A 22,064-nucleotide genomic window follows, 5' to 3' on the forward strand; every position below is an offset into this window, starting at 1 on the left:
TGTCACATCTCCGTTGCGATGATCTTGGTGGTGCGCGGCAGGCAGATGAACTGCCGGCCGGCGGTCAGGACGAGATCGACGCCGCGCGGGAAGAGGGCGCGATTGTCATTCCAGATGCGCAATAGCGCATCCGGCAGGCCGATCGGAGCGATCGTGGTGATATCCTTGATGCCTGGACCGGAAAGCGCCAGTTCCTTGCCGCCTTCGAGGCTTTCGATCTCAAGCACGATCGTCGTCGAGCGATCCGGATATTCCTGGGTGCCGATGCCGAACTGGCTGAAGGAGGAAAGCGCCATGCCGGCTTCGACAAAGGCGAAATGCGCCTCCAGTCGTTCCGCGATCACGGGCGCGCCCGTGTGGAAAGCCAACCATTCCGGCAGGCTCGATCTTGCCAGGCTGTTGGAGAGCCAGACTGGCGTGTCATGGTCGCAAAGGGTCAGGCCGATGGCGCCGGCAGCAATGCCGAGCGGCGCCGGCGGCGCGATATCAGCCGTGACGGTCTGCAGGGTGCCGGGACGCGCCATGCCGTCCATCGTCATCTTGAAGACGCTCTGCGCGTCGAAAACCGGATCGCTGAAGCCGCCGGTCAGGGCTTCGTTGCCGAAGGTCGGGGTATTGAACAGGCTCATTAATCTTCTCCGCGAACCATGGTGAAGAAATCAACGCGGGTCGCTGCCGTTTCTTCGGCACGTTTGCGGTCATAGTTGGCAATACGCTCGGTGACGGGCTGCAGGATCGTCTTCTCAACGAACTCCCGGGTAGCAGACTGCTGCCAGAGCGCATCGAAGATGGCCGACAGCCGGGCCTTTTCGCGATCGGTCCCGAGCGCGTGCGAATGGCCGATGGTGCCGGATGTCAGTCGAACGGTGGCGCGCGTCATCGTGACTTCGCCGAGGTTGAACGGAGAGCCGCCGCCGCCGATGCGGCCGCGGACCATGACAAGCCCGGTTTCCGGGCCGCGCACCGGCTGTGCCGTCGGCTTGCTCGGCAATGCTTCCCAAGCCGTTTCTAGCTCGTCACGCTCTGCCTGCGCCAGAAGATCGGCAACGCGCTTGCGCTCCCGCCGCTCCTGTGCGGCCGCTTCCTGCCTTTGTGCTGAATTCATCGCGCCATCCTTTAAATGTCTATTGATATAGACAACCATACAAGATATGCTTATCTCTATTAGTGAGTCGTGACAAGCGTGTGACAGGGCGAGATGGCAGGGCAGAGGATACAGAGACAGACGGGCGTAGCGCTTTGGCGGCAGATTGCCGACCGGATTCGCACATCGATCAATCACGGGGATTTCGACGAAAACGGCATGGTGCCGCCGGAGACAACGCTGGCGCTGCAGTTCGGCGTCAACAGGCACACGATCAGAAGTGCGCTTGCCGCACTTGCCCAGGAAGGGATCGTTCGGGCCGTGCAGGGGCGCGGCACGCTGATCGAGCGCAAGGAGCGCCTCAGCTTTCCGATTTCGAGGCGGACGCGGTTTTCACAAGGGATCGGCGATCAGGTGCGCGAGACCCGCAGCATGTTGCTTGCATCCGGTGAAGATGTCGCCAGCAGCGAGTTGGCCAAGCAGCTCAGGATCGAGCCCGGCGCGCCGTTGATTAGGCTCGAAACGCTCGGTCATGCGGATCATCGCCCGGTATCGCGCGCGACAAGCTGGTTTCCCGCCGATCGCTTCGGCAACATCGCGGAAATTTACAGGGTGACCGGATCGATCACCAAGGCATTCAAGGAGCTTGGTGTTGCGGATTACGTCCGCGTCGTGACCGAGATCACCGCAACGCATGCTGACGAAGGCGATCTTACCGATCTGCAGCTATCCCCGGGTGCCATCGTGCTGGTCGCCCAGGCACTGAACGCCGATCTCGACAATGTCCCGGTGCAATATTCGATTTCGCGCTTTGCCGCCGACAGAGTGCGGTTCACCGTCGAGAACTGAAATCGAGCTAGTAACTCGGTTGAAAATCGTTCGGCGGCCATTGCTGAGCGGCATGCAGGATGCGGATTATGCGCACCGTCTCGCCCGCGAGATCATAGACCAGCAAGTAGTTTCTATGAACGACGAGTTCTCGGGTCCCTTGCACGCGACCAGGTCGGCCCGTCATCGGATGGGTAATGAGCTGCTTTGACCGTTTTGCGAGTAGTTCGTCGAGCGCGAGTGCTGCCATGGCATTTTCTGCCTCGATGTAGGTATAGATCGCGCGTCGGTCGGCCCTTGCTTCGGGAGTCCATGCAAGCTTCACGAAGATTTTCCGCTGAGCTTACGGCGTGTTTCTTCACGCAAAGCGGCAAATTCAGCTTCGATGTTGTCGTCAGGAATGAGGTTGCCGGCGTTGGCGGATGCAAGACCGGCCTGAACCTGCTGGCGAAACCATGCGTCATATTCAGCAACGTCTTGCTGACGTTTCACATAATCACGCATGAAACCTCGAAGCAGTTGCGCCCCGGTTTGATCATGCGCTTTTGCGGCCTCGCTGAAGGCGGACTTCAACTCTTCTTCAACCCGAAAGGTAAATGTCGCGTCCGTCATATCGAGTCCATGTGTTGCATATGCAGTGCAATGTAACACATGCTGTCGTGTTTTCCACCCCTCATCCGTTCTGGAGGGCGAGGGGTGGCTTGTCTCTCAGCCGCTCAATGCGCGCCGGACATGTCGCCGAGGACTTCCTTCGAGGCGACCGTGGAATCGGCCTTGAGCTTGTAGACCATCGGAACGCCGGTCGCGAGGTTGAGCTCCAGGATCTGCGCCTTGCTGAGACGGTCGAGGACCATGACAAGCGAACGCAGCGAGTTACCATGGGCGGCGACCAGCACGTTCTGGCCGGCAAGCACGCGCGGCAGGATTTCCGTCAGGTAATAGGGCCAGACGCGAGCGCCGGTGTCGCGCAGGCTTTCGCCGCCGGGCGGCGGAACGTCGTAGGAGCGGCGCCAGATGTGAACCTGCTCTTCGCCCCACTTCGCGCGGGCGTCGTCCTTGTTGAGACCCGAGAGATCGCCGTAGTCGCGCTCGTTCAGCGCCTGATCCTTGATCGTTTCGAGGCCCTGCTGACCGATTTCATCGAGGATGATTTTCAGCGTGTGCTGGGCGCGTGTGAGATCCGAGGTAAAGGCGATATCGTACTTGATGCCGTAGTCGGCCAGCGCCTTGCCGCCGGTTTTGGCTTCTTCGACACCAAGCGCGGTCAGATCGGGGTCCTTCCAGCCGGTGAAGAGATTTTTCAAATTCCAGTCGCTTTGCCCGTGGCGAACGAGAACGAGAGTACCGCTCATAAAATTTCTCCTTGATAGAGCAATCCCAGGAAAAATGCGTGGCGGTTTTCCGTTGGGAATTGCGAGACAATAAAAGGTTGGAGGGGATCAACGCTTGCGTGCCGATCCGCTCCTGGATCGGATCAGCGTGTGGAAAGCCCGAGAACGTCGAGCATGGAGTAAAAGCCGGGTTTCTTGTCGCGCGCCCAAAGCGCCGCCTGCAATGCGCCGCGGGCAAACAACGAGCGATCGCCGGCATTGTGCGACAGCGTCAAGCGCTCGCTTTCGCTGGCGAAGATGACCGAGTGATCGCCGACCACACCGCCGCCGCGCAGGGTCGCAAAGCCGATCGTGCCCGTCGGGCGCGGACCGGTCTGGCCGTCACGCACACGCACGGAATGATCATTGAGATCGATGCCGCGCCCCTTGGCTGCCGCCTGGCCGAGCAGAAGTGCCGTACCGGAAGGCGCATCGACCTTGTGACGATGATGCATTTCCAGCACCTCGATGTCCCAGTCGTTCGAAGGAAGCGCGCGTGCGGCTTGCTCGATGAGTACGCTCAGGAGGTTGATGCCGAGACCCATATTGCCCGACTTGACGACGCGGGCATGGCGCGCGGCAGCCTTGAACTTAGCCTCGTCCTCGTCGGAACAGCCTGTCGTGCCGATAATGTGGACGATGCGCGCTTGCGCCGCGAGGCCTGCAAAGGTGACGCTCGTTTCCGGTTTGGTGAAATCGATGACACCTTCGGCATGCAGGAAGGCTGCAAGCGGATCGTCTGTGACGGGCACGCCGATGGGTCCAAGGCCCGCAATCTCGCCGGCATCCTTGCCGATGAAAGCCGAACCTGCGCGCGCGACGGCGGCATGCAGGGTTACGCCATCGGTCGCATGAATAATGCGGATGAGAGCCTGTCCCATGCGGCCTGCCGCGCCAACCACCACCAGCTTCATCGCATCGTCGCTCATGTCGTCTCTATCGTCTATTTACGGGAATTGCTTGATACGGCCGGTAGCTGCAGGTTGTTGAGGCGAGCGTAGATGCCATTATCGGCCGTCGCAAGCGTCTCATGGTTGCCCTCTTCGACAACCCGGCCGTTCTGCATGACGACGATCTTCTCGGCGCGAACGACTGTCGACAGGCGGTGCGCGATAACGACGACCGTACGGCCGCTCATCGCCTCTTCGAGGGCCTTCTGTACGGCCGCTTCCGATTCCGTGTCGAGCGCGGAGGTTGCCTCGTCGAGAAGCAGGATCTTCGCGTTTCGCACCAGCGCGCGGGCGATCGACAGACGTTGCCTTTGGCCGCCGGACAGCGTCACGCCGTTTTCACCGACCGGCGTGTCGTAACCCATCGGCTGCGCCTCGATGAAATCATGGGCGTAAGCGAGGCGTGCGGCCTCTTCGATCTCGGCATCCGTCGCTTCCGGGCGTCCATAGCGGATATTGTCGCGGATCGTCCCTTCGAACAGATAGGGTTGCTGCGAAACATAGGCGAGCTGCTCTCGCAGGGATTGCTTCGTGACGTGGGCAATATCCTGTCCGTCGATGAGGATGCTGCCCGCTTTCGGATCGTAGAAGCGCGGGATGAGATTGATGACGGTCGACTTGCCGGCACCCGAAGGACCGACCAGGGCCGTCGTCTGTCCGCCCTCGGCCGTAAAGCTAACGCTGCAGAGAACCGCCTCGTCGCCATAGGCGAATTCCACGTCGCGGAATTCGATGCGGGCGTCCGTCACGACAAGCGACTTTGCGTCCGGCAGATCACGCTGGCGCGGTTCCATGTCGAGCAGTTCGTAGATCATCCGCGCATTGACGACTGCGCGCTCCAGCTGCACCTGCAGCTTGGCGAGGCGACGGGCAGGGTCATAGGCGAGCAGCAGCGAAACGATGAAGGAGAAAACGGCGCCTGGCGGTACGTTCTGGTAGATCGAACGATAAGCGGCATAGGCGAAGATGCCCGCGACGGCAAAGCCTGCGACCGATTCGATCAGCGGTCCATTGCGTTCGGAAATGCGGGCGATGCGGTTCTGCCGGCTTTCGGCCGCTGTGATCAGCTTGTCGACCTTACGCTCGAGCTCGCGCTCCATCGTGAAGGCCTTGACGATGGAAACGCCCTGAATGGTTTCCTGCATCGCGCCAAGCACACGGCTGTTCAACACGACGGCTTCGCGCGTGACGGCGCGCAGGCGCCTCGAAATGTGACGCAGGGCCAGAAACACCGGCGGCGCGATGACGAAGAAAATAAGGCTCAGCATCGGGTCCTGGTAGACCATGTTGCCGAGCAGGAAGATGAATGACAAGAAGTCTCGCGCCGTCGAGGTGATGACGAGGTTCATCACATCGCGGATGCCGGACACGTTCTGGCTCACACGGGCCGCGATCTGCGCCGAGCGCGCCTCGTTGAAAAAGCCGACTGAAAGCGTCATCAGATGCGCGTAAAGACGCCGCTGATACCGAGCGATGATGTCGTTGCCGATCTTCGACAGAATGACCGACTGAAAGTAACCGGCAAAACCGCGCGCTATGAAGGCTGCGAGAATTGCGAGGCAAATCAGCCACATGACCTCGGCGCGACGCTCATAGAAAGCGCCGTTGACGATTGGCCTCATGACCGCAGCCATCGTCGCGGTGGACGCGGCGACAACGACCAGACAGAATATTGCGATCGAATAGCCCCAGATGTGATCACGGCCGTTTTCGCCGATGATCCGCTTCAGCATGCCGGTGATGGCTTCGCTGTCGACGTTTTTGTTTTTCGTGTCTGGTAGCTTCAAAAATCGGCTTCCTGTCTTAAACCAAGCGAGCCGCACATCACATGTGCTGTCGCGGCTCTATAAAGAGTTAGGACGGCTTTGGCTAGACATGGCCTGCCGCGCTGGTTAAGGCCTGCCGCAGAGCCGGGCTCATTATAATGCATGGCGGCTCTTTCAAAAAGCTCCGGCGCAGCCGATGCTTCGGTGCGCCATCGGCTGTGTCCCAGCCGCTAGCGCCGCCAACGGCGGCCGTCGGTCGCAAGGCCGAACCTCTCCGGCTTGCGGGCGTAATTCGCCAGGCCGGAAAGGGCCGCGAGCGGATGTGTCACCACATGCGTCGGGATCGTCTTCATCATTTCGGTATGTGGCGCCTTGTCTTCAAAGGCCGCACGGAATTCCGGCTTCTGCAGCGCCGGCAGGATCTTCTGCGAAATGCCGCCCGAGAGATAGACGCCGCCGCGTGCCATGAAGATCATCGCGATATCGCCGGCGAGGCGGCCGATATAGGTGACGAACAGCGTCAGGGTCTCCTCGGCCTGCGGATTGGTGCCGGCCAGTGCGTGCGTGGTGATGTCGGCCGGCTCCTTCAGGGTCGGCTCGATGCCGTCGGCCGTGCAGATGGCGTGATAGAGATGCTGTAGCCCACGGCCGCAAATGATCTGCTCGGCCGAGATACGGCCTTCGATCGGCTCCAGATGCGGCCAGATCTGCAGGTCGCGCTCGCTGCGCGGTCCGATATCGATATGGCCGCCTTCACCCGGCACCGGGATCCACTGGTGCTGGGTATGGATCAGGCCGGCGACGCCAAGACCGGTGCCGGGGCCAAGCACAGCGCGAGACGCCGTTACATCTTCGGAAGCCTCGCCGATGGTCTCGCGATGCTCGTCGGCGATCTCGGCGATTGCTAAAGCCTGTGCCTCGAAATCGTTGATCACCAGTACGTCGTCCATGCCGAGATTGGCGATCATCGTTTTCGGACGGATCACCCAATCGCAGTTGGTGAGCGGAATTTCGTCGCCCTGCACCGGACCTGCCATCGCCAGGATCGCCGCGCGCGGCTTCACGCTGCTCTTTTCAAGCGTCAGCTTGATGGCGTCGTCGATCGTCGCGAAATTCGCTGTTTGCACGACGGGAAAATGTTGCTGCTCGGAATTCGCATCCGCGATGATCGAAAAGCGCGCATTGGTGCCGCCGATATCGCCGATCAGAATGGGAAAAGGCAGAGGGGCATCGCTGTGATTGAGCTCGGGCATGGCCAGGTCCGTGGTCTGTCGCCGGCAAGGCGGATTAATGGTTCAGTGTTTTGATCAGCCGCTCGGCAGTGGATTCGTTGAGCGCCATGGGAATGTCGTAGACGACGGCAAGCCGCGTCAATGCCTTCACGTCGACGTCGTGCGGCAGGGGCGTGAGCGGATCGATGAAGAAGATGAGCATGTCGATCTCGCCCGTGGCGATCAAGGCGCCGATCTGCTGGTCGCCGCCAAGCGGGCCGCTTTTCAGGCGTGTCACCTTGAGATCGGGGCAGGCGTCGAGCACGCGACCGCCGGTCGTGCCGGTGGCGACGATATGCCAATCGGCGAGAGAGGCCTGATTGCGCCGAGCAAATTCGGCCATCGCGTCTTTCTTCTGATCATGCGCGATCAGCGCGATGCATTTGCTGCCGGCCATGAAGTCCCCGCTCCCCCACGTGTTTTCAATCGATTTATCCGCCTTCTATACTAAGAGGATGATGTTTGAAAGACCGCTTGGGCAGGGACCTGGCACACCTCACTGTTGCGGGATTTGGCCGGGGGGCGTGTTGCCCGAGGCCGGCATCACGTCGGTTTCCGCCCCCGCTCCGGCTCCCTTGGTGCCATAGGTCGCGGCGCGTACGGAGCCGACCGCGGGCGCGGCCAACAGGGCATCGCAAGCCTTGGGCAAATCGGAAACCATGACTTCGCGCGGCTTGACCGGCGGCTTCGTGCTCGGTTTCGGCTTTGCCCAGGGCTCAGGGCCGAGCCACCATGCAAGCGTCTTGTCGCAACCGTCACCGGCAGCGACCGGTGCCTGCGGCGTGCAGCCTACCGAGCCGGCGGGGCAACGAATCCGGATATGGAAATGCGAGTCGTGGCCGTATTCCGGGCGCAGCTTGCCCATGTTGCTGCGATCGCCGGTCCATGTCTCGCACATCTTCTTCTTGATGGCCGGATTGACGAAGATCCGCTCGACTTCCGGATAGCTGGCCGCTCGCATCAGCAGACGAGCATGTGCCGGCGTCCAGACCCTGTCATTGATCGTCAGAAATTTATCCTTGGCCAGCATCGTCGTGAAAGGCAGGGTTTCGCGATCGGCTGCCGTCAATTTGTTCGCGGGCATGGGCGTCAGCCAGATATCGGCATCAAGCCCGATCTGGTGCGAGGCATGGCCGTTGAACATCGGGCCACCGCGCGGCTGCGAGATATCGCCGACGAGCAGACCCGGCCAGCCGTCGCTTTTCGCCGCATCGCGCGACAGGCGCTCGATTAGCCCGATCAATTCCGGCCTGCCCCAACGGCGATTGCGCGACAGGCGCATGGCCTGCCATGTCGGCCCATCGGCAGGCAAAGCCACCGCGCCGGCAAGGCAACCCTTGGCATAAAAGCCGATCGATTGCGGCGGCCCCTGCGTCGGCAGGGTCACAGCCCCGAAGATCGCCTTGGCGCTACCGGGCGATGGACCCGTCTGTTGTGCCAGCACATCACCGGCAACAAGGCTCATGCCGATCGTGGCGGCGAATGAGAGCCTGCCGATAGTCTGAAGCGAACGAAGCAGTAGAGGTACCATGCAAATCCTTGAAAGGCGGCCGGCATCATCCAAAACGAACGGGCCGAAGTGATTTGCGGCGAGACTATCCTGAAAAATGGTCCAAGTTAATCCGCGACAATCACAGGTGGCTGACGAGCGCCGCCTTTCAAGAGGGTGGGCAGCCGCGGACGCTCAGTTCGCCAGAATTTCCGCTGTCTTGCGGATGCGTGACAGGCGGGGCAGCACCTTCGTGCAGGCAAAATCCTGCATGTCCTGCGAAAACGTCGTGACCGCATCTTCCGCGACGATGACGGCGTAGTTTGCGGCAAAGCCGTCGCGCACCGTCGATTCGACGCCGAAATTGGTGGCGACTCCCGTCAGAATCAGTGTTTTGATGCCACGGCGGCGAAGCTGCAGGTCGAGTTCGGTGCCGTAAAAGGCGCTCCACTGGCGCTTCACGATGGCGACATCCGGCGTCAAACCGGCAATTTCAGCCGGCGGCGCAAGCGCTTCTGCCGGCAAGCCACCTGGGGGAAGCGTGAAGCTTTCGTCAATCGGTTGATTGACAGCGTCGACATAGTCTGCGGAAAATCCGACTGTTACGGAGATGGTCGTACCACCTTCTGCCTTCAGCTTGTTTGCGATGGCAACCGTGTTGGCGATGACCTGCTGGGCCGGGTAGGGCGCAAGAGGACGGCTGAGGACAAAGCCTTGCAGGTCGATGGAAATGAGGGCGGTGGTCTTTGGATCGTAAAGTGGCATTGGGGGCTCCGAGAAATATGAGGATATCCTCACAATGAAAAATATGAGTGAAACCTCACAAAAATCAAGTGAAGAATTGAAGACGCGCACGCCGAAACGGCAGCGCGGCCATGACCGTGTCGTTATCCTGCTCGAGGCAGCAGCCAGAATCTTTGCCCGCAAGGGGTATGACGCGGCGACGATGACGGAGATTGCCGCCGAAGCGAATTCTTCCATCGGCTCGCTCTATCAATTCTTCCCGACCAAGCCCCTGCTTGCCGAGGCGCTGCACATAGATCGGCTGGAGCGTCTGAAAGTCGGGCTGCATCATTTGGCGGAGCAGCGGCCCGGCCTGTCCGCGGCCGATAGCGGCGAAGCCATCTTCGATGCGCTTGGTGCATTCATCGAGCAGTATCCCGAGTTTCCGGTTCTGGCCGGCCGCCGCGATATTCCCAAGGAGCGTAAGGTCCGTTCGCGGGCGGAGCTGAAGGAGCTGATTGGAAATGTCTTGCGCCGGGCGCAGCCGCCGATATCGGACGATATCGCGCTGATGTCGGGGATCATTCTCGAGCTCCTGCGCATCGCCGTCGTCGCCGGCAGCGAACCGGATGCAGCGGAAGACCGGCGCGTCGTCACCGAATTGCGTTTGATGTTGCGCCGACGCCTGAGCGAGGCCGCTTCCGGAGCCTGATTGGGCGAGCTCCTGGTTGCGTTGCGAAGAGATGAGCAATTGCGTCCTGCTTTTTGCCCTCATTTGCCTTATGCTGATTCTCGATAAGGCATCAGGAGATCATGAATGGCATCGGCACGGTTGAAAGCAGGCTTGGTTTTTTCGTTCATTTGCCTGCTGGCATTGCCCATCTCCTCCAAAGCCGACGAACCGCAATTCAAGATCGGCACCGCCATTCTCGGCGATCTCAAATATCAGCCCGGTTTCCAGCATTTCGACTACGTCAATCCGACCGCGCCGAAAGGCGGTGAGGTGAAGCTGTCGAGCAGCGGCACGTTCGATACCTTCAATCCTGTCTTGCTGAAGGGCAACGTCGCCGATGGAACCGAATTGATCTACGACACGCTGCTGAAGAAAGCCGATGACGAGGCGAATTCTTCCTATGGCCTGCTGGCCGAAGGCGTTTCCTATCCCGACGACGTGTCGAGCGCCACCTTCCGTCTGCGGGCCGAGGCGAAGTGGGCGGACGGCACACCGGTCACGCCCGAAGACGTGATCTTCAGCTTCGAAAAATTCAAAGAGCTCAACCCGATGGGGGCAAGCTACTACGGGCATGTCGTGAACGCGGAAAAGACCGGCGATCGCGATGTGACGTTCCATTTCAATGAAAAGGGCAATCGGGAGCTGCCATCGATCCTCGGCCAGCTCACAATCCTGCCGAAACATTGGTGGGAAGCGGCAGGTCCGGACGGCAAGCCGCGCGATATCTCGCGCACGACGCTGGAGCCGGTCATGGGCTCCGGCCCATACAAGATTGCCTCCGTGCAGCCAGGCTCCGCGATCCGCTACGAACTGCGTGACGATTACTGGGGCAAGAATTTGCCAGTCAACTTGGGTCAGAACAATTTCGCCGCCATCAACTATGTCTATTTTGTAGACTACGACGTCGCCTTCGAAGCGTTTCGCGGCAACACCATCGACTATTGGCAGGACAATTCGGCCAGCCATTGGGTGACGGGCTATGATTTCCCGGCCGCCAAGGATGGCCGCATCAAGCGCGAAGAGCTGCCCAACACGCTTCGCTCCGTTGGCATCATGCAGGCGCTCGTTCCCAATATGCGGCGGGAACGCTTCAAGGACGAGCGCGTCCGCGAGGCGCTGAACTACGCGTATGATTTCGAGGAGCTGAACCGAACCCTGTCTTTCGGCCAGTTGACGCGCGTCAACAGCTTCTTCTTCGGCACCAAGTTCGCCTCTTCAGGCCTGCCGCAGGGCGCCGAACTCGATGTCTTGAACAGCGTCAAGGACAAGGTGCCTGCCGACGTGTTCACGACACCCTATGCCAATCCGGTCGGCGGCGATCCGCAGAAGATCCGCGATAATTTCCGCAAGGCGATCTCCCTCTTCAAGGATGCGGGCTGGGTTCTCAAGGGCAACAAGATGGTGAATGCGCAGACCGGCCAGCCGTTTACGCTTGAACTGTTGCTGAGCAATCCTTCCTACGAACGGTCGGTTCTACCCTACATTCAGAACCTCAAGCGTATCGGTATCGATGCCAGCGTCAGGACGGTCGATCCGTCGCAATATATCAATCGTATCCGCAGCTTCGACTACGACATGATGTGGAATGTCTGGGCCGAGACGCTTAATCCGGGTAACGAGCAGGCTGAATTCTGGGGCTCTGCTTCGGCCGCCCGTCAAGGATCCCGTAATTACGCCGGCATAGCCGATCCGGGCGTCGATGCGCTCATTCAGAAAGTGATCCTTGCAAAGGACGTGGCGGAGAAGGAAGCGACAGCCAAGGCGCTCGACCGCGTGCTGCTTGCTCATCACTATGTTCTTCCGACTTTCTACGGGACGACGACCAGAATTGCCTATTGGGATAAATTCGAACACCTGCCCGATCTGCCTTACTACTCCATCGGTTTTCCCGATGTCTGGTGGTCGAAAAGCGCAGCAAAGTAAGCCTCTCTTGCAATAAGAGGCTCGCTGGCTCCAAATGCTGAAGGCTGATTCGGCGGTTTCAAGCTGAGATGATTGCGCTGGTTTCTATCCGGCGGAAGGGAACGTGATTTGAACGATAGTTGGGTTGAGGCGAGGCGGAACACACCCCTCTTCGAGGGAGCGGCCGGCTGATGGGCGCCTATATCCTCCGGCGTATCCTGCTGATGATCCCGACCATCATCGGAATCATGGCCATTTCCTTCACCATCGTGCAGTTTGCCCCGGGCGGTCCGGTCGAGCAGGTCATCGCGCAACTGAGCGGACAGGGCGACAATGCCAATGGTCGTCTGTCCGGCGGCACGGATATGACGTTGCAGCAGGCCGGGGATGATAGCAGCTCCAAATATCGCGGCGCTCAGGGTCTCGATCCGGAATTGATCGTCAAGCTCAACAAGCAATTCGGCTTCGACAAACCGCCGCTTCAGCGTTTCGGCCAGATGATGTGGAACTACATACGTTTCGATTTTGGCGAAAGCTTCTTCCGCAACACCACGGTCATTGGTCTCATTGCGCAGAAGCTGCCGGTGTCGATTTCGCTCGGCATCTGGATCCTGATCTTCTCCTATTCGATCTCCATCCCGCTCGGTATCCGCAAGGCCGTGCAGGACGGATCGACCTTCGATGTCTGGACGTCGGGCATCATCATCATCGGCTATGCGGTCCCGAGTTTCCTGTTCGGCATCATGCTGATCGTGCTGTTTGCAGGCGGTTCCTTCTTCGATTGGTTCCCGCTGCGTGGCCTCGTCTCGGACAATTTCTCCGATCTCAACTGGTGGCAGAAGATTATCGATTATCTCTGGCATCTGGTGTTGCCGCTGATTTCGCTGTCGCTCGCCGCTTTCGCCACGACGACGCTTCTCACCAAGAATTCCTTCATCGAAGAGATCAAGAAGCAATATGTCATCACCGCTCGTGCAAAGGGTCTCACCGAGCGGCGCGTGCTCTACGGCCATGTCTTCCGCAACGCCATGCTGATCGTCATCGCCGGCTTTCCCGGCGCCTTCATCACCGCCTTCTTCACCGGCTCGCTCCTGATCGAGAACATCTTCTCGCTCGATGGATTGGGCCGCTTGAGCTATCTCTCGGTCGTCCAGCGTGACTATCCGGTGGTGTTTGCGACGCTCTTCATCTTCTCGCTGCTCGGCCTTGTCGTCAGCCTCGTATCCGATCTGATCTACACATGGATCGATCCGCGCATCGATTTCGAGCGGAGGGACGTGTGATGGACGCCGCCAATCCTCCAGTCCTTCCGACCACGGTAAAGCCTCCCCGCAAGGGCCTATTTTCGCCGACCAACGCGCGTCGTTGGGAAAACTTCAAGGCGAACCGCAGAGGTTTCTGGTCTCTTTGGCTCTTCCTGTTTCTGTTCATCTTCAGTCTCGGCGCCGAATTCATCGTCAACGACCGGCCGATCCTCGTTTCCTACAAGGGCGAAATCCTGGCGCCGGTCTTCATCGATTATCCCGAGGAGAAGTTCGGCGGCTTCCTGGCGCAGACGGATTACCGCGCCCAGGATATTCAGGATGAGATCAACGCCCATGGTTGGATGATCTGGCCGCCGTTCCACTATTCCTACCAGACCGCCAATTCCAATCTGCCGCAAGGAAAGTCGGCGCCGACCCCGCCCTTCTGGGCGATGAGCAAGGAGCAGCGTTGCTCCGGCTATGCGCAGGGCGTTGCCGATCCGAACTGCAACTGGAGCAATTTCAACCTGCTCGGCACGGATGATCAGGCGCGTGATGTGTTCGCCAGGTTGGTCTACGGCTTCCGCATATCCGTGCTGTTCGGCCTGGCGTTGACCATCTGCTCGGCAATCGTCGGTGTCTGCGCCGGCGCGATACAGGGTTATTTCGGCGGATGGACCGATCTCCTGATGCAGCGTTTCATCGAGATCTGGTCGTCCATGCCGGTGCTATACATTCTTCTGATCATCGCTTCGGTGCTGCCGCCCGGCTTTTTCATCCTGCTCGGCATCCTGCTTCTGTTTTCCTGGGTGGGGCTGGTCGGCGTCGTACGCGCCGAGTTTTTGCGGGCGCGCAATTTCGAATATGTCCGCGCCGCCCGTGCGCTTGGCGTCAACAACCGCACCATCATGTATCGTCACCTTCTGCCGAACGCGATGGTCGCGACGCTGACCTTCCTTCCTTTCATCTTATCGGGCTCGATCACCACCCTGACATCGCTGGATTTCTTAGGCTTTGGCATGCCGCCCGGCTCCCCGTCGCTGGGTGAGATGATCGCCCAGGGCAAATCCAATCTGCAGGCCCCGTGGCTCGGGCTTTCAGCCTTCTTCACCATGTCGATCATGCTGTCGCTGCTGATCTTCATCGGCGAGGCGGTGCGCGACGCCTTTGATCCGAGGAAGACGTTTCGATGAGCGCAAATTCCACACCGCTTTTGTCCGTCCGCAACCTGTCGGTCGCTTTCCATCAGGGCGGCGAGACCTCGACGGCCGTCGATGGGATTTCCTTCGATATACGAAAGGGCGAGGTGCTGGCGCTGGTCGGCGAATCCGGTTCGGGCAAATCCGTCTCGGCCAATTCGATCCTGAAGCTGCTGCCTTATCCCTCCGCGAGCCATCCCTCCGGCGAAATCCTGTTCAAGGGCAAGGATCTGCTGAAGGCATCGGATAATGAGCTGCGCGCCGTGCGCGGCAACGACATTACCATGATCTTCCAGGAGCCGATGACTTCGCTCAATCCGCTTCATTCGATCGAGAAGCAGATCACCGAGATTCTGGCTCTGCACCAGGGCATGACAGGCCAGGCTGCCCGCACGCGGACGCTTGAGCTTCTTAACCAGGTCGGCATCCGCGAGCCGGAGAAGCGTCTTAAGGCCTATCCGCATGAATTGTCGGGCGGCCAGCGTCAGCGCGTGATGATCGCGATGGCGCTTGCCAATCGCCCCGAACTCCTGATCGCCGACGAGCCGACGACGGCGCTCGACGTGACCGTGCAGGCGCAGATCCTCGAGCTGCTGCGCGACCTCAAGGGCAAGCACGGCATGTCCATGCTGTTCATTACCCATGACCTCGGCATCGTGCGTAAATTCGCCGATCGCGTCTGCGTCATGACGAAGGGTCACATCGTCGAGACAGGTACGGTGGAAGAGGTTTTCGCTAATCCGCAGCATGATTACACGCGCCACCTGCTGGCGGCCGAGCCGCGCGGCGAGCCGCCTGTGAGCGATACTGCCAAGCCCGTCGTCATGGAAGGCAAGGATATTCGCGTCTGGTTCCCGATCAAGGCGGGCTTCATGCGCCGGGTCGTCGATCATGTGAAGGCGGTGGACGGCATCGATCTTCAGTTGAGGGCCGGTCAGACGCTTGGCGTCGTTGGCGAATCCGGCTCCGGTAAGACGACGCTCGGTCTGGCGCTTGCCCGCCTCATTTCGTCCAGCGGGCGCATTGCGTTTGTCGGAAAAAACATAGCTGGCTATTCCTTCCGTGAAATGCGGCCGCTGCGCAATCAGCTGCAGGTCGTCTTTCAGGATCCGTTCGGCTCTCTGAGCCCGCGTATGTCCGTCGGTGAGATCATTGCCGAGGGGCTGAAGGTTCATGAACGCTCCTTGTCTGCCGACGAGCGCGATCAACGGGTCTGCTGGGCGCTGGAAGAGGTGGGTCTCGACCCGATCACCCGCTGGCGTTTCCCGCACGAGTTTTCCGGCGGCCAGCGCCAGCGCGTCGCGATTGCCCGCGCCATGGTGCTGAAGCCGCGGTTCGTCATGCTGGACGAGCCGACCTCGGCGCTAGACATGAGCGTGCAGGCGCAGGTAGTCGATTTGCTGCGCGACCTGCAGAAAAAGCACGATTTGGCTTATCTCTTCATCAGCCACGATCTCAAGGTGGTGAAGGCGCTTGCCAACGAACTGATCGTCATGCGCTTCGGCAAGGTCGTCGAGCAGGGCACGTCGGCCGATATTTTCCGCGCCCCGAAAGAGGACTATACCAAGGCGCTACTCGCCGCCGCCTTCAACATCGAAGCGGTGCCTACCGCCACCATTCAGCAGTAAAGACCATCGCCATGCCGGCCAAAAGCCCCATTCTCGTCGATCTCAAATTTCCTCCCGAGAGCGTCGCCAGGGCGCTGGATGCGGCTTTTGCCGATCGCGGCAGCATCAATCTGGCCGATCCAGCCAACAAGGGTGCTGACCTCTCTCATGTCGAGTATGCGCTCCTGTGGAAGCCGGATGCCGATCTCTTCCAGCGGGCGCCGAATCTCAAGGTGATCTTCTCCGGCGGTGCGGGCGTCGATTCCATGATGTCGATTGCGGACCTGCCCGATATTCCGATGGTTCGCTTCGTCGATCGCAGCCTGACGACGCGCATGAGCGAATGGGTCGTCATGCAATGCCTGATGCATCTGCGGGATATCCACGGCCATTTCAGCAATCAGCGCCTTCATGCCTGGGTGCCGCAACACGGCCCGGAAGCGGCCGACGTCACTATCGGCATCATGGGCCTCGGCGTTCTCGGCTGCGATGCCGCCGCCAAGTTGAAGGTCATGGGTTTCAACGTCATCGGCTGGTCGCGGACCAAGAAACATATCGAAGGCATGGAAACCTTCGATGCAGCTGAACTCGATGCTTTTCTGGCGCACACTGACATCCTCGTCGGCCTGTTGCCTCTGACGCCGGAAACGACAGGGATCTACAATAGCTCGCTTTTTTCCAGACTTCGCAGCAACGGCCCTCTCGGCAAGCCCGTCTTCATCAATGCCGGCCGGGGCAAGAGCCAGGTACAGGCCGATATCGCCACGGCGATCCGGTCCGGCGTTCTCGGCGGCGCCTCGCTCGACGTGTTTTCCGTCGAACCCCTGGCGGCCGACGATCCGCTGTGGGATCTGGAAAACGTGATCGTCACGCCGCATGATTCCGCCGTGTCGGAAGAAAAGGCGCTGATGCGCCACGTCGAAGAGCAGATCGCCCGCTTCGAGCGCGGCGAGCCGCTGCAGCATCTGGTAGATCGGAACCGCGGTTACTAAGTCAGTAGCGTCAGACCGTGGACGAAGGCTTTTCACCTCGTTGCGGTCGGAGACATGCGACTTATTTGCTCTGGTATCAATTTTCTTTCAGTGACTGGACTTTCGGTCAACATTTTTTGATAACAGAGCGCTACAACCGCATGCCGGTAGGCCAGCCGGCGAAAAGCATGACGTCCGCAGGGCAGGAGACGGGGCAGGAACGACATGACCAAGACGGATATCGCTACCCGCGTCTATAACCACACCTGGAAGCTCGATCCGATCGTCCGTAGTCTGATCGACACGGATTTCTACAAGCTGTTGATGCTGCAGATGATCTGGAAACTCTATCCGGATGTCGACGCCACCTTCTCGCTGATCAATCGCACCAAAAGTGTCCGTCTCGCCGAGGTGATTGACGAGAGGGAATTGCGCGAGCAGCTGGATCATGCCCGCACGCTCAGACTTTCAAAGAAGGAAATGATCTGGCTGGCCGGTAACAGTTTCTATGGCCGCGCCCAGATCTTCGAGCCGGAATTCCTAACGTGGCTGTCGAATTTCCAGCTGCCGGAATACGAGCTTTCGAAGCGCGACGGCCAATATATTCTCGACTTCCACGGCTCGTGGAAGGAAACGACGATGTGGGAAATTCCCGCACTCGCCATCATCAACGAGCTGCGGTCGCGCACGGCGCTGAAGGCGCTCGGCCCGTTCACGCTCGACGTGCTTTACGCCCGCGCCAAGGCCAAGATGTGGGAAAAGGTCGAGCGACTGCGAGAGCTGCCCGATCTGCGCATCTCCGATTTCGGCACCCGCCGTCGCCACAGCTTCCTCTGGCAGCGCTGGTGTGTCGAGGCGCTGAAGGAAGGCGTGCCTCACGCCTTCACCGGTACAAGCAATGTTCTGCTCGCCATGGACTCCGATCTGGAAGCCGTCGGCACCAACGCGCATGAGCTGCCGATGGTTGCCGCTGCCCTTGCCAAGACCGACGAAGAACTCGGCAAGGCCCCCTACAAGGTGTTGCGCGACTGGAACCGCCTCTATGGCGGCAACCTGCTCGTCGTGCTGCCCGACGCTTTCGGCACTGCCGCCTTCCTGCGCAACGCGCCGGAATGGGTGGCCGATTGGACCGGCTTCCGGCCCGATAGCGCCCCGCCCATCGAAGGTGGCGAAAAGATCATCGACTGGTGGAAGAAGATGGGCCGCGACCCCCGCCAAAAGCTGTTGATCTTCTCCGACGGCCTCGACGTGGATGCGATCATCGACACCTATAAGCATTTCGACGGCCGGGTGCGCATGAGCTTCGGCTGGGGCACCAACCTCACCAACGATTTCGCCGGCTGCGCGCCGACCGAACTCAAGGGTCTCAACCCGATCTCGATCGTCTGCAAGGTCATCGAAGCCAACGGCCGCCCGGCCGTGAAGCTTTCCGACAACCCGCAAAAGGCGACGGGCGAGCCCTCCGAAGTCGAGCGCTACCTGAAATTCTTCGGCGCGGAAGATCGTGTCGATCAGGAAGTGTTCGTCTAGCGGCGCAAAAAATGTCTCGTCGGTTTAGTGGCGGACGTTCACCGCTTCCACTCGTGCAACCCTCTTAAACAGGGTCCAGCGGCCATTCTCCCAGCGATACTGATCCGGCGAAATAACATAGGGAACATCGCTGAGATCGGCGCTGATCAGCTCCAGAAGCTGCAGGCCCTGAATGTCGTTCTCATGCGTGAAGAACACCTTGTCGCGCGATAGGAACGCGGCGATCGGTGCCGCGCCGCCGGATTGTTCCTGCACCTGCGCCCAGAAATTCGGCAAAAAGGCGATGCTGGATTCGAACTGGCCGTCCACCTCGACATATTGAAAGCGGCTGCGTTTGGCGATCTGCACACCTGTCTTGTTGAGGAATTTCTGCAGGTTGTTTTGCGCCAGTTCCGCCAGCTCGCTTGCGTCGATGCCCCAGCTTTCCAATGCCGGCGACATCACGTAGCTGACCGCGGTCTCGCCGTTGATGACGAAAAGCTTGATCAGGCCTTCCGACTCGTCGAGATAGACGAATTGCGGCGGTTCCGGCTCGTCCTTGATGGCATGCATCATCTGTTGTCGCGCCACATCGACGAAGTCGCGCGTCTTCAGGACCGGCAGAACTTTCGCAAGCTCGTCGTTGCCATCCATGGCGTCCGTCATGTTGAGATAGTTGAGCAGCGCCTCCGCCCTGGCTTGTCCGCGCTTCTCGCGCAACGCCAACAGCGCGTTGTTGAGGAACTTGGTCATCGTATCGCCGTTGCGGCTGTGCAGCGTCAGGCTGCCGGCGCCGGCGTCATAGTCGATCCTGATGAGGTCGCCGAAAAACGGTAGCCGCTCCTGCAGATAGGCCGCAAATCGGGCCTCATCGCGCAGGGCTTCGTCGGGAATATTGAGATCGAGCGTCTTGACCGGGGCTGCGGCCTCTGGTTCCGACGCCCGGAGCCGTTGCTCGGGTTGCTTGCTTTTACCGAAGAGCTTCTTCAGGAAATTGAACACGCGCGTCCCCAGGCATCGAACGGTCTTGATGCAAACCCTAGCGCGGCAATGGCCGCGGGGCAATGCCGAGCTGGTTGCCAGCCGACAAGCGCCTGCTTGCTCGCCAGAAAAAGGCGTATAATTTAAAAGGTGGATCGATTGGTCCGATGGCGGAAGGGCGTCGCGTATGAAGAGTATCGGGGGTGGCAGGCTGTCGATTGCGGCGCTGCTTGTATGTCTGCTTGCATTGGCTATGCCGGTCGGTGCTTTCGGCCAGACCACGACGACTGCGCAACCTTCGGCGCCACCGCCAGACAAGGTTCGCGAACTCATCCAATTGATGAACGAGCCGGATGTCCGGCAATGGCTCAGCGCTCAGTTGGCGGGCCAGTCCTCAGCCGTTGCCGATCCCGCCGCTATCGACGGCGATCAGATGTCCGTTCTGTCAGGCATGCTTGGTCATACGCGGCGTCATCTGGAAATCGTCTCCGGCGCAGCCATGACGCTGCCATACGAGGTGATGACCGCATCGGAAAGGCTTGAGGGCGAGGGCAGGTCGGTAGGGCTGTTGCGGATCGTTATCCAGGTCGTGATCCTCTTTTTCCTCGGGCTGGTGGCGGAGCTCGTCGTCGCCCGCTTCATCAATGCCAGGCATATGCAGCGTGCCGCAAAGGCTGACGGCTCCGAGACCGAGCTGCAGGCCGCGCGCTTCCAGTTTCTCGGTGGCGTCGTTCCCGCGATCATCCATGGTCTGGTGACGCTCGTGCCGCTGCTTGCGTTCGACTGGCCGCCGGCCATCGAAAGCTTCGCCATTGCCTGCGTCATTGCCCTGGTGTCGATCCGGCTGGCGATTTCCATCGGCAAGCTGCTGATGGAGCTGATCGCCATGCGCCGGGCAAACGATGTTCTCGACGAGGACGGCGGCGTGGCCCGCATCGCCGAACGGAGGTGTATCGCTGAATATTGGTATCGCCGCTGTACGCTGTTTGCCATCTATTTCGCCTGCGGCTGGGCCATCATGCAGGCAGTCACATCGCTCGGCTTTTCCGCCGGAGCGCGCGATCTCATCGGTTATGCCCTCGGCATCGGCCTTTTCCTGATTGCGGTCAGCGCCGTCTGGTCGAGACCGCTGGCGCCGGAGACACGCGGGGCGAAGACGATTTCCTGGCTGCTGACGATTTTCTTCGCAGCGCTGTGGTGTCTCTGGGTGGCCGGTTTCGATGGCCTGCTCTGGGTCGGAATTTACGTAATATTGCTGCCGCGTGCGCTGTCGGTCTCGACGCGGGCGATCGAGGCGCTGCACGATGCCGCTGATGGCATTTTCGGCGCCGGCAAGCTGGCAACCGTGCTTCTTGATCGCGGCGTGCGCGCGCTGATCATTACCTTCGCAGCCCTTTGGCTCGGCCGCATGCTCGGCGTCGAAGCCCACGCGATGATGAGCGGCAGTGAATCGAATGTCGGCCGTGTCGCTCGCGGCATTCTCGGCGGCATCGTCATCCTGCTGGTGGCCGATCTCATCTGGCAACTGGCGAAAACCTATATCGACGGCAAGGTGATGCAATCCCTGCCTGCGGTCGGCGATTCCGAAGAGATGCGGGCGAGCCGGGCCAGGCTGCAGACGCTGCTGCCGATCTTCCGCAATATCCTTGCGGTCGTCATCGGCATCATCGCCGTGATGATGGTGCTGTCAGGCCTCGGCGTCCAGATCGGACCGCTGATCGCCGGTGCCGGCGTCGTCGGTGTTGCTGTCGGTTTCGGCGCCCAAACCATCGTCAAGGATGTCATCAGTGGCGTGTTCTACCTGTGGGACGATGCTTTCCGCATCGGCGAATATATCGAAAGCGGCCACTACAAAGGCGTGGTGGAGTCCTTCAGCCTGCGCTCGGTGAAGCTGCGCCATCAGCGTGGCCCTCTGGCGACCATCCCTTTCGGTTCGCTCGGCGCCGTCAACAACATGAACCGCGATTGGGCGATCGACAAGATCATCGTCAAGGTCACCTACGATACCGACCTGGTGAGGTTGAAGAAGATCATCAAGGACATCGGCCAGCGGCTGCTGGAGGATGAGGACTTGAAGCCGAATATCATCCAGACGCTGAAGATGAAGGGTGTCGAGCAGTTCGGCGATTTCGCGATCGAGATCCGCCTGGCGATTACCGCAAAGCCCAATGAGCTTTCCGTCATTCGCCGCAGCGCACTCGCTCTTATCAAGCAGGCTTTCGACGAAAACGGTATCCAGTTCGCCTTCCCGACCGTGCAGGTGGCAAGCGACAAGGATGCGGCCGCCGCCGCCGCTCGCCAGCTGATCGAGATGCGCGCCGCAAACCTCGATAATGCGCAACAGGCAGGTTAGGGCAATTCCAGGAAAAGCGCGCAGCGGTTTCCGTCTGGAATTGCCAGATAACAAAAAGATAGGGCGGTTCAGAGGCTCCATGAA

Annotated in this window: 21 protein-coding genes; 9 read left to right on the forward strand and 12 right to left on the reverse strand. The window is 60.0% G+C overall.

Annotation, left to right across the window (positions count from 1 at the left end; all coding sequences use genetic code 11):
- Nucleotides 1–2: 2 nt before the first annotated feature.
- Nucleotides 3–629, reverse strand: a complete 627-nt coding sequence (gene phnH, locus HGP17_RS16875) for a phosphonate C-P lyase system protein PhnH (RefSeq protein WP_168810988.1) — start codon at nucleotides 627–629, stop codon at nucleotides 3–5.
- Nucleotides 629–1,105 carry a phosphonate C-P lyase system protein PhnG gene (gene phnG, locus HGP17_RS16880; protein ID WP_168810990.1) on the reverse strand — a complete coding sequence of 159 codons (477 nt, stop codon included), beginning with the start codon at nucleotides 1,103–1,105 and terminating at the stop codon, nucleotides 629–631. Before phnG ends, phnH begins: the two co-directional genes overlap by 1 nt.
- A gap of 93 nt (nucleotides 1,106–1,198) precedes the next feature.
- Between phnG and phnF the strand changes: the two genes are divergently transcribed.
- Complete coding sequence (phnF, locus tag HGP17_RS16885; RefSeq protein ID WP_168810992.1) at nucleotides 1,199–1,933, forward strand: phosphonate metabolism transcriptional regulator PhnF; 735 nt, start codon at nucleotides 1,199–1,201, stop codon at nucleotides 1,931–1,933.
- A 7-nt stretch (nucleotides 1,934–1,940) separates the two neighbouring features.
- On the opposite strand, the gene HGP17_RS16890 is transcribed toward phnF, so the two are convergent.
- From HGP17_RS16890 to HGP17_RS16930, 9 genes are all read right to left on the reverse strand, one after another.
- Nucleotides 1,941–2,237: a type II toxin-antitoxin system RelE/ParE family toxin gene (locus HGP17_RS16890; RefSeq protein ID WP_168810994.1), complete on the reverse strand. Its 297-nt coding sequence runs from the start codon at nucleotides 2,235–2,237 to the stop codon at nucleotides 1,941–1,943.
- A complete protein-coding gene (locus tag HGP17_RS16895; protein ID WP_168810996.1) occupies nucleotides 2,234–2,524 on the reverse strand; it encodes a hypothetical protein in 291 nt (96 codons plus the stop codon). Before HGP17_RS16895 ends, HGP17_RS16890 begins: the two co-directional genes overlap by 4 nt.
- Before the next feature lie 104 nt (nucleotides 2,525–2,628).
- Nucleotides 2,629–3,264 (reverse strand): 2,3-bisphosphoglycerate-dependent phosphoglycerate mutase, encoded by a 636-nt coding sequence (locus HGP17_RS16900; protein ID WP_168810998.1) that lies wholly within the window; start codon nucleotides 3,262–3,264, stop codon nucleotides 2,629–2,631.
- 122 nt (nucleotides 3,265–3,386) lie between these two features.
- Nucleotides 3,387–4,211 carry a 4-hydroxy-tetrahydrodipicolinate reductase gene (gene dapB, locus HGP17_RS16905; protein WP_168811000.1) on the reverse strand — a complete coding sequence of 275 codons (825 nt, stop codon included), beginning with the start codon at nucleotides 4,209–4,211 and terminating at the stop codon, nucleotides 3,387–3,389.
- Nucleotides 4,212–4,225: 14 nt separating this feature from the next.
- Nucleotides 4,226–6,019 carry an ABC transporter ATP-binding protein gene (locus tag HGP17_RS16910; RefSeq protein ID WP_168811002.1) on the reverse strand — a complete coding sequence of 598 codons (1,794 nt, stop codon included), beginning with the start codon at nucleotides 6,017–6,019 and terminating at the stop codon, nucleotides 4,226–4,228.
- Nucleotides 6,020–6,228: 209 nt separating this feature from the next.
- Complete coding sequence (locus HGP17_RS16915) at nucleotides 6,229–7,251, reverse strand: glucokinase (RefSeq protein WP_168811004.1); 1,023 nt, start codon at nucleotides 7,249–7,251, stop codon at nucleotides 6,229–6,231.
- Nucleotides 7,252–7,285: 34 nt separating this feature from the next.
- A complete protein-coding gene (locus tag HGP17_RS16920) occupies nucleotides 7,286–7,666 on the reverse strand; it encodes a methylglyoxal synthase (protein WP_168811006.1) in 381 nt (126 codons plus the stop codon).
- A gap of 99 nt (nucleotides 7,667–7,765) precedes the next feature.
- Nucleotides 7,766–8,800 carry a penicillin-insensitive murein endopeptidase gene (gene mepA / locus HGP17_RS16925; RefSeq protein ID WP_168811008.1) on the reverse strand — a complete coding sequence of 345 codons (1,035 nt, stop codon included), beginning with the start codon at nucleotides 8,798–8,800 and terminating at the stop codon, nucleotides 7,766–7,768.
- 153 nt (nucleotides 8,801–8,953) lie between these two features.
- On the reverse strand, nucleotides 8,954–9,523 hold the full coding sequence (locus HGP17_RS16930) for an isochorismatase family protein (RefSeq protein WP_168811010.1): 570 nt from the start codon (nucleotides 9,521–9,523) through the stop codon (nucleotides 8,954–8,956).
- A 34-nt stretch (nucleotides 9,524–9,557) separates the two neighbouring features.
- On the opposite strand from HGP17_RS16930, the gene HGP17_RS16935 reads away from it, so the two are divergent.
- From HGP17_RS16935 to pncB, 7 genes are all read left to right on the forward strand, one after another.
- Nucleotides 9,558–10,193 (forward strand): TetR/AcrR family transcriptional regulator, encoded by a 636-nt coding sequence (locus HGP17_RS16935; RefSeq protein WP_168811013.1) that lies wholly within the window; start codon nucleotides 9,558–9,560, stop codon nucleotides 10,191–10,193.
- A gap of 105 nt (nucleotides 10,194–10,298) precedes the next feature.
- Nucleotides 10,299–12,137: an extracellular solute-binding protein gene (locus tag HGP17_RS16940; protein ID WP_168811015.1), complete on the forward strand. Its 1,839-nt coding sequence runs from the start codon at nucleotides 10,299–10,301 to the stop codon at nucleotides 12,135–12,137.
- Nucleotides 12,138–12,307: 170 nt separating this feature from the next.
- Entirely contained in the window at nucleotides 12,308–13,399 is a 1,092-nt protein-coding gene (locus tag HGP17_RS16945; RefSeq protein ID WP_168811017.1) for a microcin C ABC transporter permease YejB, read from the forward strand.
- Nucleotides 13,399–14,553: an ABC transporter permease gene (locus HGP17_RS16950; protein ID WP_168811018.1), complete on the forward strand. Its 1,155-nt coding sequence runs from the start codon at nucleotides 13,399–13,401 to the stop codon at nucleotides 14,551–14,553. Before HGP17_RS16945 ends, HGP17_RS16950 begins: the two co-directional genes overlap by 1 nt.
- Complete coding sequence (locus tag HGP17_RS16955) at nucleotides 14,550–16,187, forward strand: ABC transporter ATP-binding protein (RefSeq protein ID WP_168811020.1); 1,638 nt, start codon at nucleotides 14,550–14,552, stop codon at nucleotides 16,185–16,187. Before HGP17_RS16950 ends, HGP17_RS16955 begins: the two co-directional genes overlap by 4 nt.
- Nucleotides 16,188–16,198: 11 nt before the next feature.
- A complete protein-coding gene (locus HGP17_RS16960; RefSeq protein ID WP_168811022.1) occupies nucleotides 16,199–17,158 on the forward strand; it encodes a glyoxylate/hydroxypyruvate reductase A in 960 nt (319 codons plus the stop codon).
- A 204-nt stretch (nucleotides 17,159–17,362) separates the two neighbouring features.
- Nucleotides 17,363–18,667: a nicotinate phosphoribosyltransferase gene (pncB, locus tag HGP17_RS16965; RefSeq protein ID WP_168811024.1), complete on the forward strand. Its 1,305-nt coding sequence runs from the start codon at nucleotides 17,363–17,365 to the stop codon at nucleotides 18,665–18,667.
- 24 nt (nucleotides 18,668–18,691) lie between these two features.
- Here the strand turns inward: pncB and HGP17_RS16970 are convergent, their stop codons facing one another.
- A complete protein-coding gene (locus HGP17_RS16970) occupies nucleotides 18,692–19,648 on the reverse strand; it encodes a hypothetical protein (protein ID WP_168811026.1) in 957 nt (318 codons plus the stop codon).
- Between the two features lie 166 nt (nucleotides 19,649–19,814).
- Here HGP17_RS16970 and HGP17_RS16975 point away from each other — a divergent pair, with 166 nt between their 5' ends.
- Entirely contained in the window at nucleotides 19,815–21,980 is a 2,166-nt protein-coding gene (locus HGP17_RS16975) for a mechanosensitive ion channel family protein (protein ID WP_168811028.1), read from the forward strand.
- The last annotated feature ends 84 nt before the right edge of the window (nucleotides 21,981–22,064 follow it).

The sequence above is a fragment of the Rhizobium sp. P38BS-XIX genome, from assembly GCF_012641435.1.
Taxonomy (GTDB): domain Bacteria; phylum Pseudomonadota; class Alphaproteobacteria; order Rhizobiales; family Rhizobiaceae; genus Rhizobium.

Bases quoted from the DNA above. Each gene is read 5' to 3' on its own strand.
- phnH (WP_168810988.1), bottom strand. From the start codon at position 629: ATGAGCCTGTTCAATACCCCGACCTTCGGCAACGAAGCCCTGACCGGC.
- phnG (WP_168810990.1), bottom strand. From the start codon at position 1,105: ATGAATTCAGCACAAAGGCAGGAAGCGGCCGCACAGGAGCGGCGGGAG.
- phnF (WP_168810992.1), top strand. From the start codon at position 1,199: ATGGCAGGGCAGAGGATACAGAGACAGACGGGCGTAGCGCTTTGGCGG.
- HGP17_RS16895 (WP_168810996.1), bottom strand. From the start codon at position 2,524: ATGACGGACGCGACATTTACCTTTCGGGTTGAAGAAGAGTTGAAGTCC.
- HGP17_RS16900 (WP_168810998.1), bottom strand. From the start codon at position 3,264: ATGAGCGGTACTCTCGTTCTCGTTCGCCACGGGCAAAGCGACTGGAAT.
- dapB (WP_168811000.1), bottom strand. From the start codon at position 4,211: ATGAGCGACGATGCGATGAAGCTGGTGGTGGTTGGCGCGGCAGGCCGC.
- HGP17_RS16915 (WP_168811004.1), bottom strand. From the start codon at position 7,251: ATGCCCGAGCTCAATCACAGCGATGCCCCTCTGCCTTTTCCCATTCTG.
- HGP17_RS16920 (WP_168811006.1), bottom strand. From the start codon at position 7,666: ATGGCCGGCAGCAAATGCATCGCGCTGATCGCGCATGATCAGAAGAAA.
- mepA (WP_168811008.1), bottom strand. From the start codon at position 8,800: ATGGTACCTCTACTGCTTCGTTCGCTTCAGACTATCGGCAGGCTCTCA.
- HGP17_RS16930 (WP_168811010.1), bottom strand. From the start codon at position 9,523: ATGCCACTTTACGATCCAAAGACCACCGCCCTCATTTCCATCGACCTG.
- HGP17_RS16935 (WP_168811013.1), top strand. From the start codon at position 9,558: ATGAAAAATATGAGTGAAACCTCACAAAAATCAAGTGAAGAATTGAAG.
- HGP17_RS16940 (WP_168811015.1), top strand. From the start codon at position 10,299: ATGGCATCGGCACGGTTGAAAGCAGGCTTGGTTTTTTCGTTCATTTGC.
- HGP17_RS16945 (WP_168811017.1), top strand. From the start codon at position 12,308: ATGGGCGCCTATATCCTCCGGCGTATCCTGCTGATGATCCCGACCATC.
- HGP17_RS16950 (WP_168811018.1), top strand. From the start codon at position 13,399: ATGGACGCCGCCAATCCTCCAGTCCTTCCGACCACGGTAAAGCCTCCC.
- HGP17_RS16955 (WP_168811020.1), top strand. From the start codon at position 14,550: ATGAGCGCAAATTCCACACCGCTTTTGTCCGTCCGCAACCTGTCGGTC.
- HGP17_RS16960 (WP_168811022.1), top strand. From the start codon at position 16,199: ATGCCGGCCAAAAGCCCCATTCTCGTCGATCTCAAATTTCCTCCCGAG.
- pncB (WP_168811024.1), top strand. From the start codon at position 17,363: ATGACCAAGACGGATATCGCTACCCGCGTCTATAACCACACCTGGAAG.
- HGP17_RS16975 (WP_168811028.1), top strand. From the start codon at position 19,815: ATGAAGAGTATCGGGGGTGGCAGGCTGTCGATTGCGGCGCTGCTTGTA.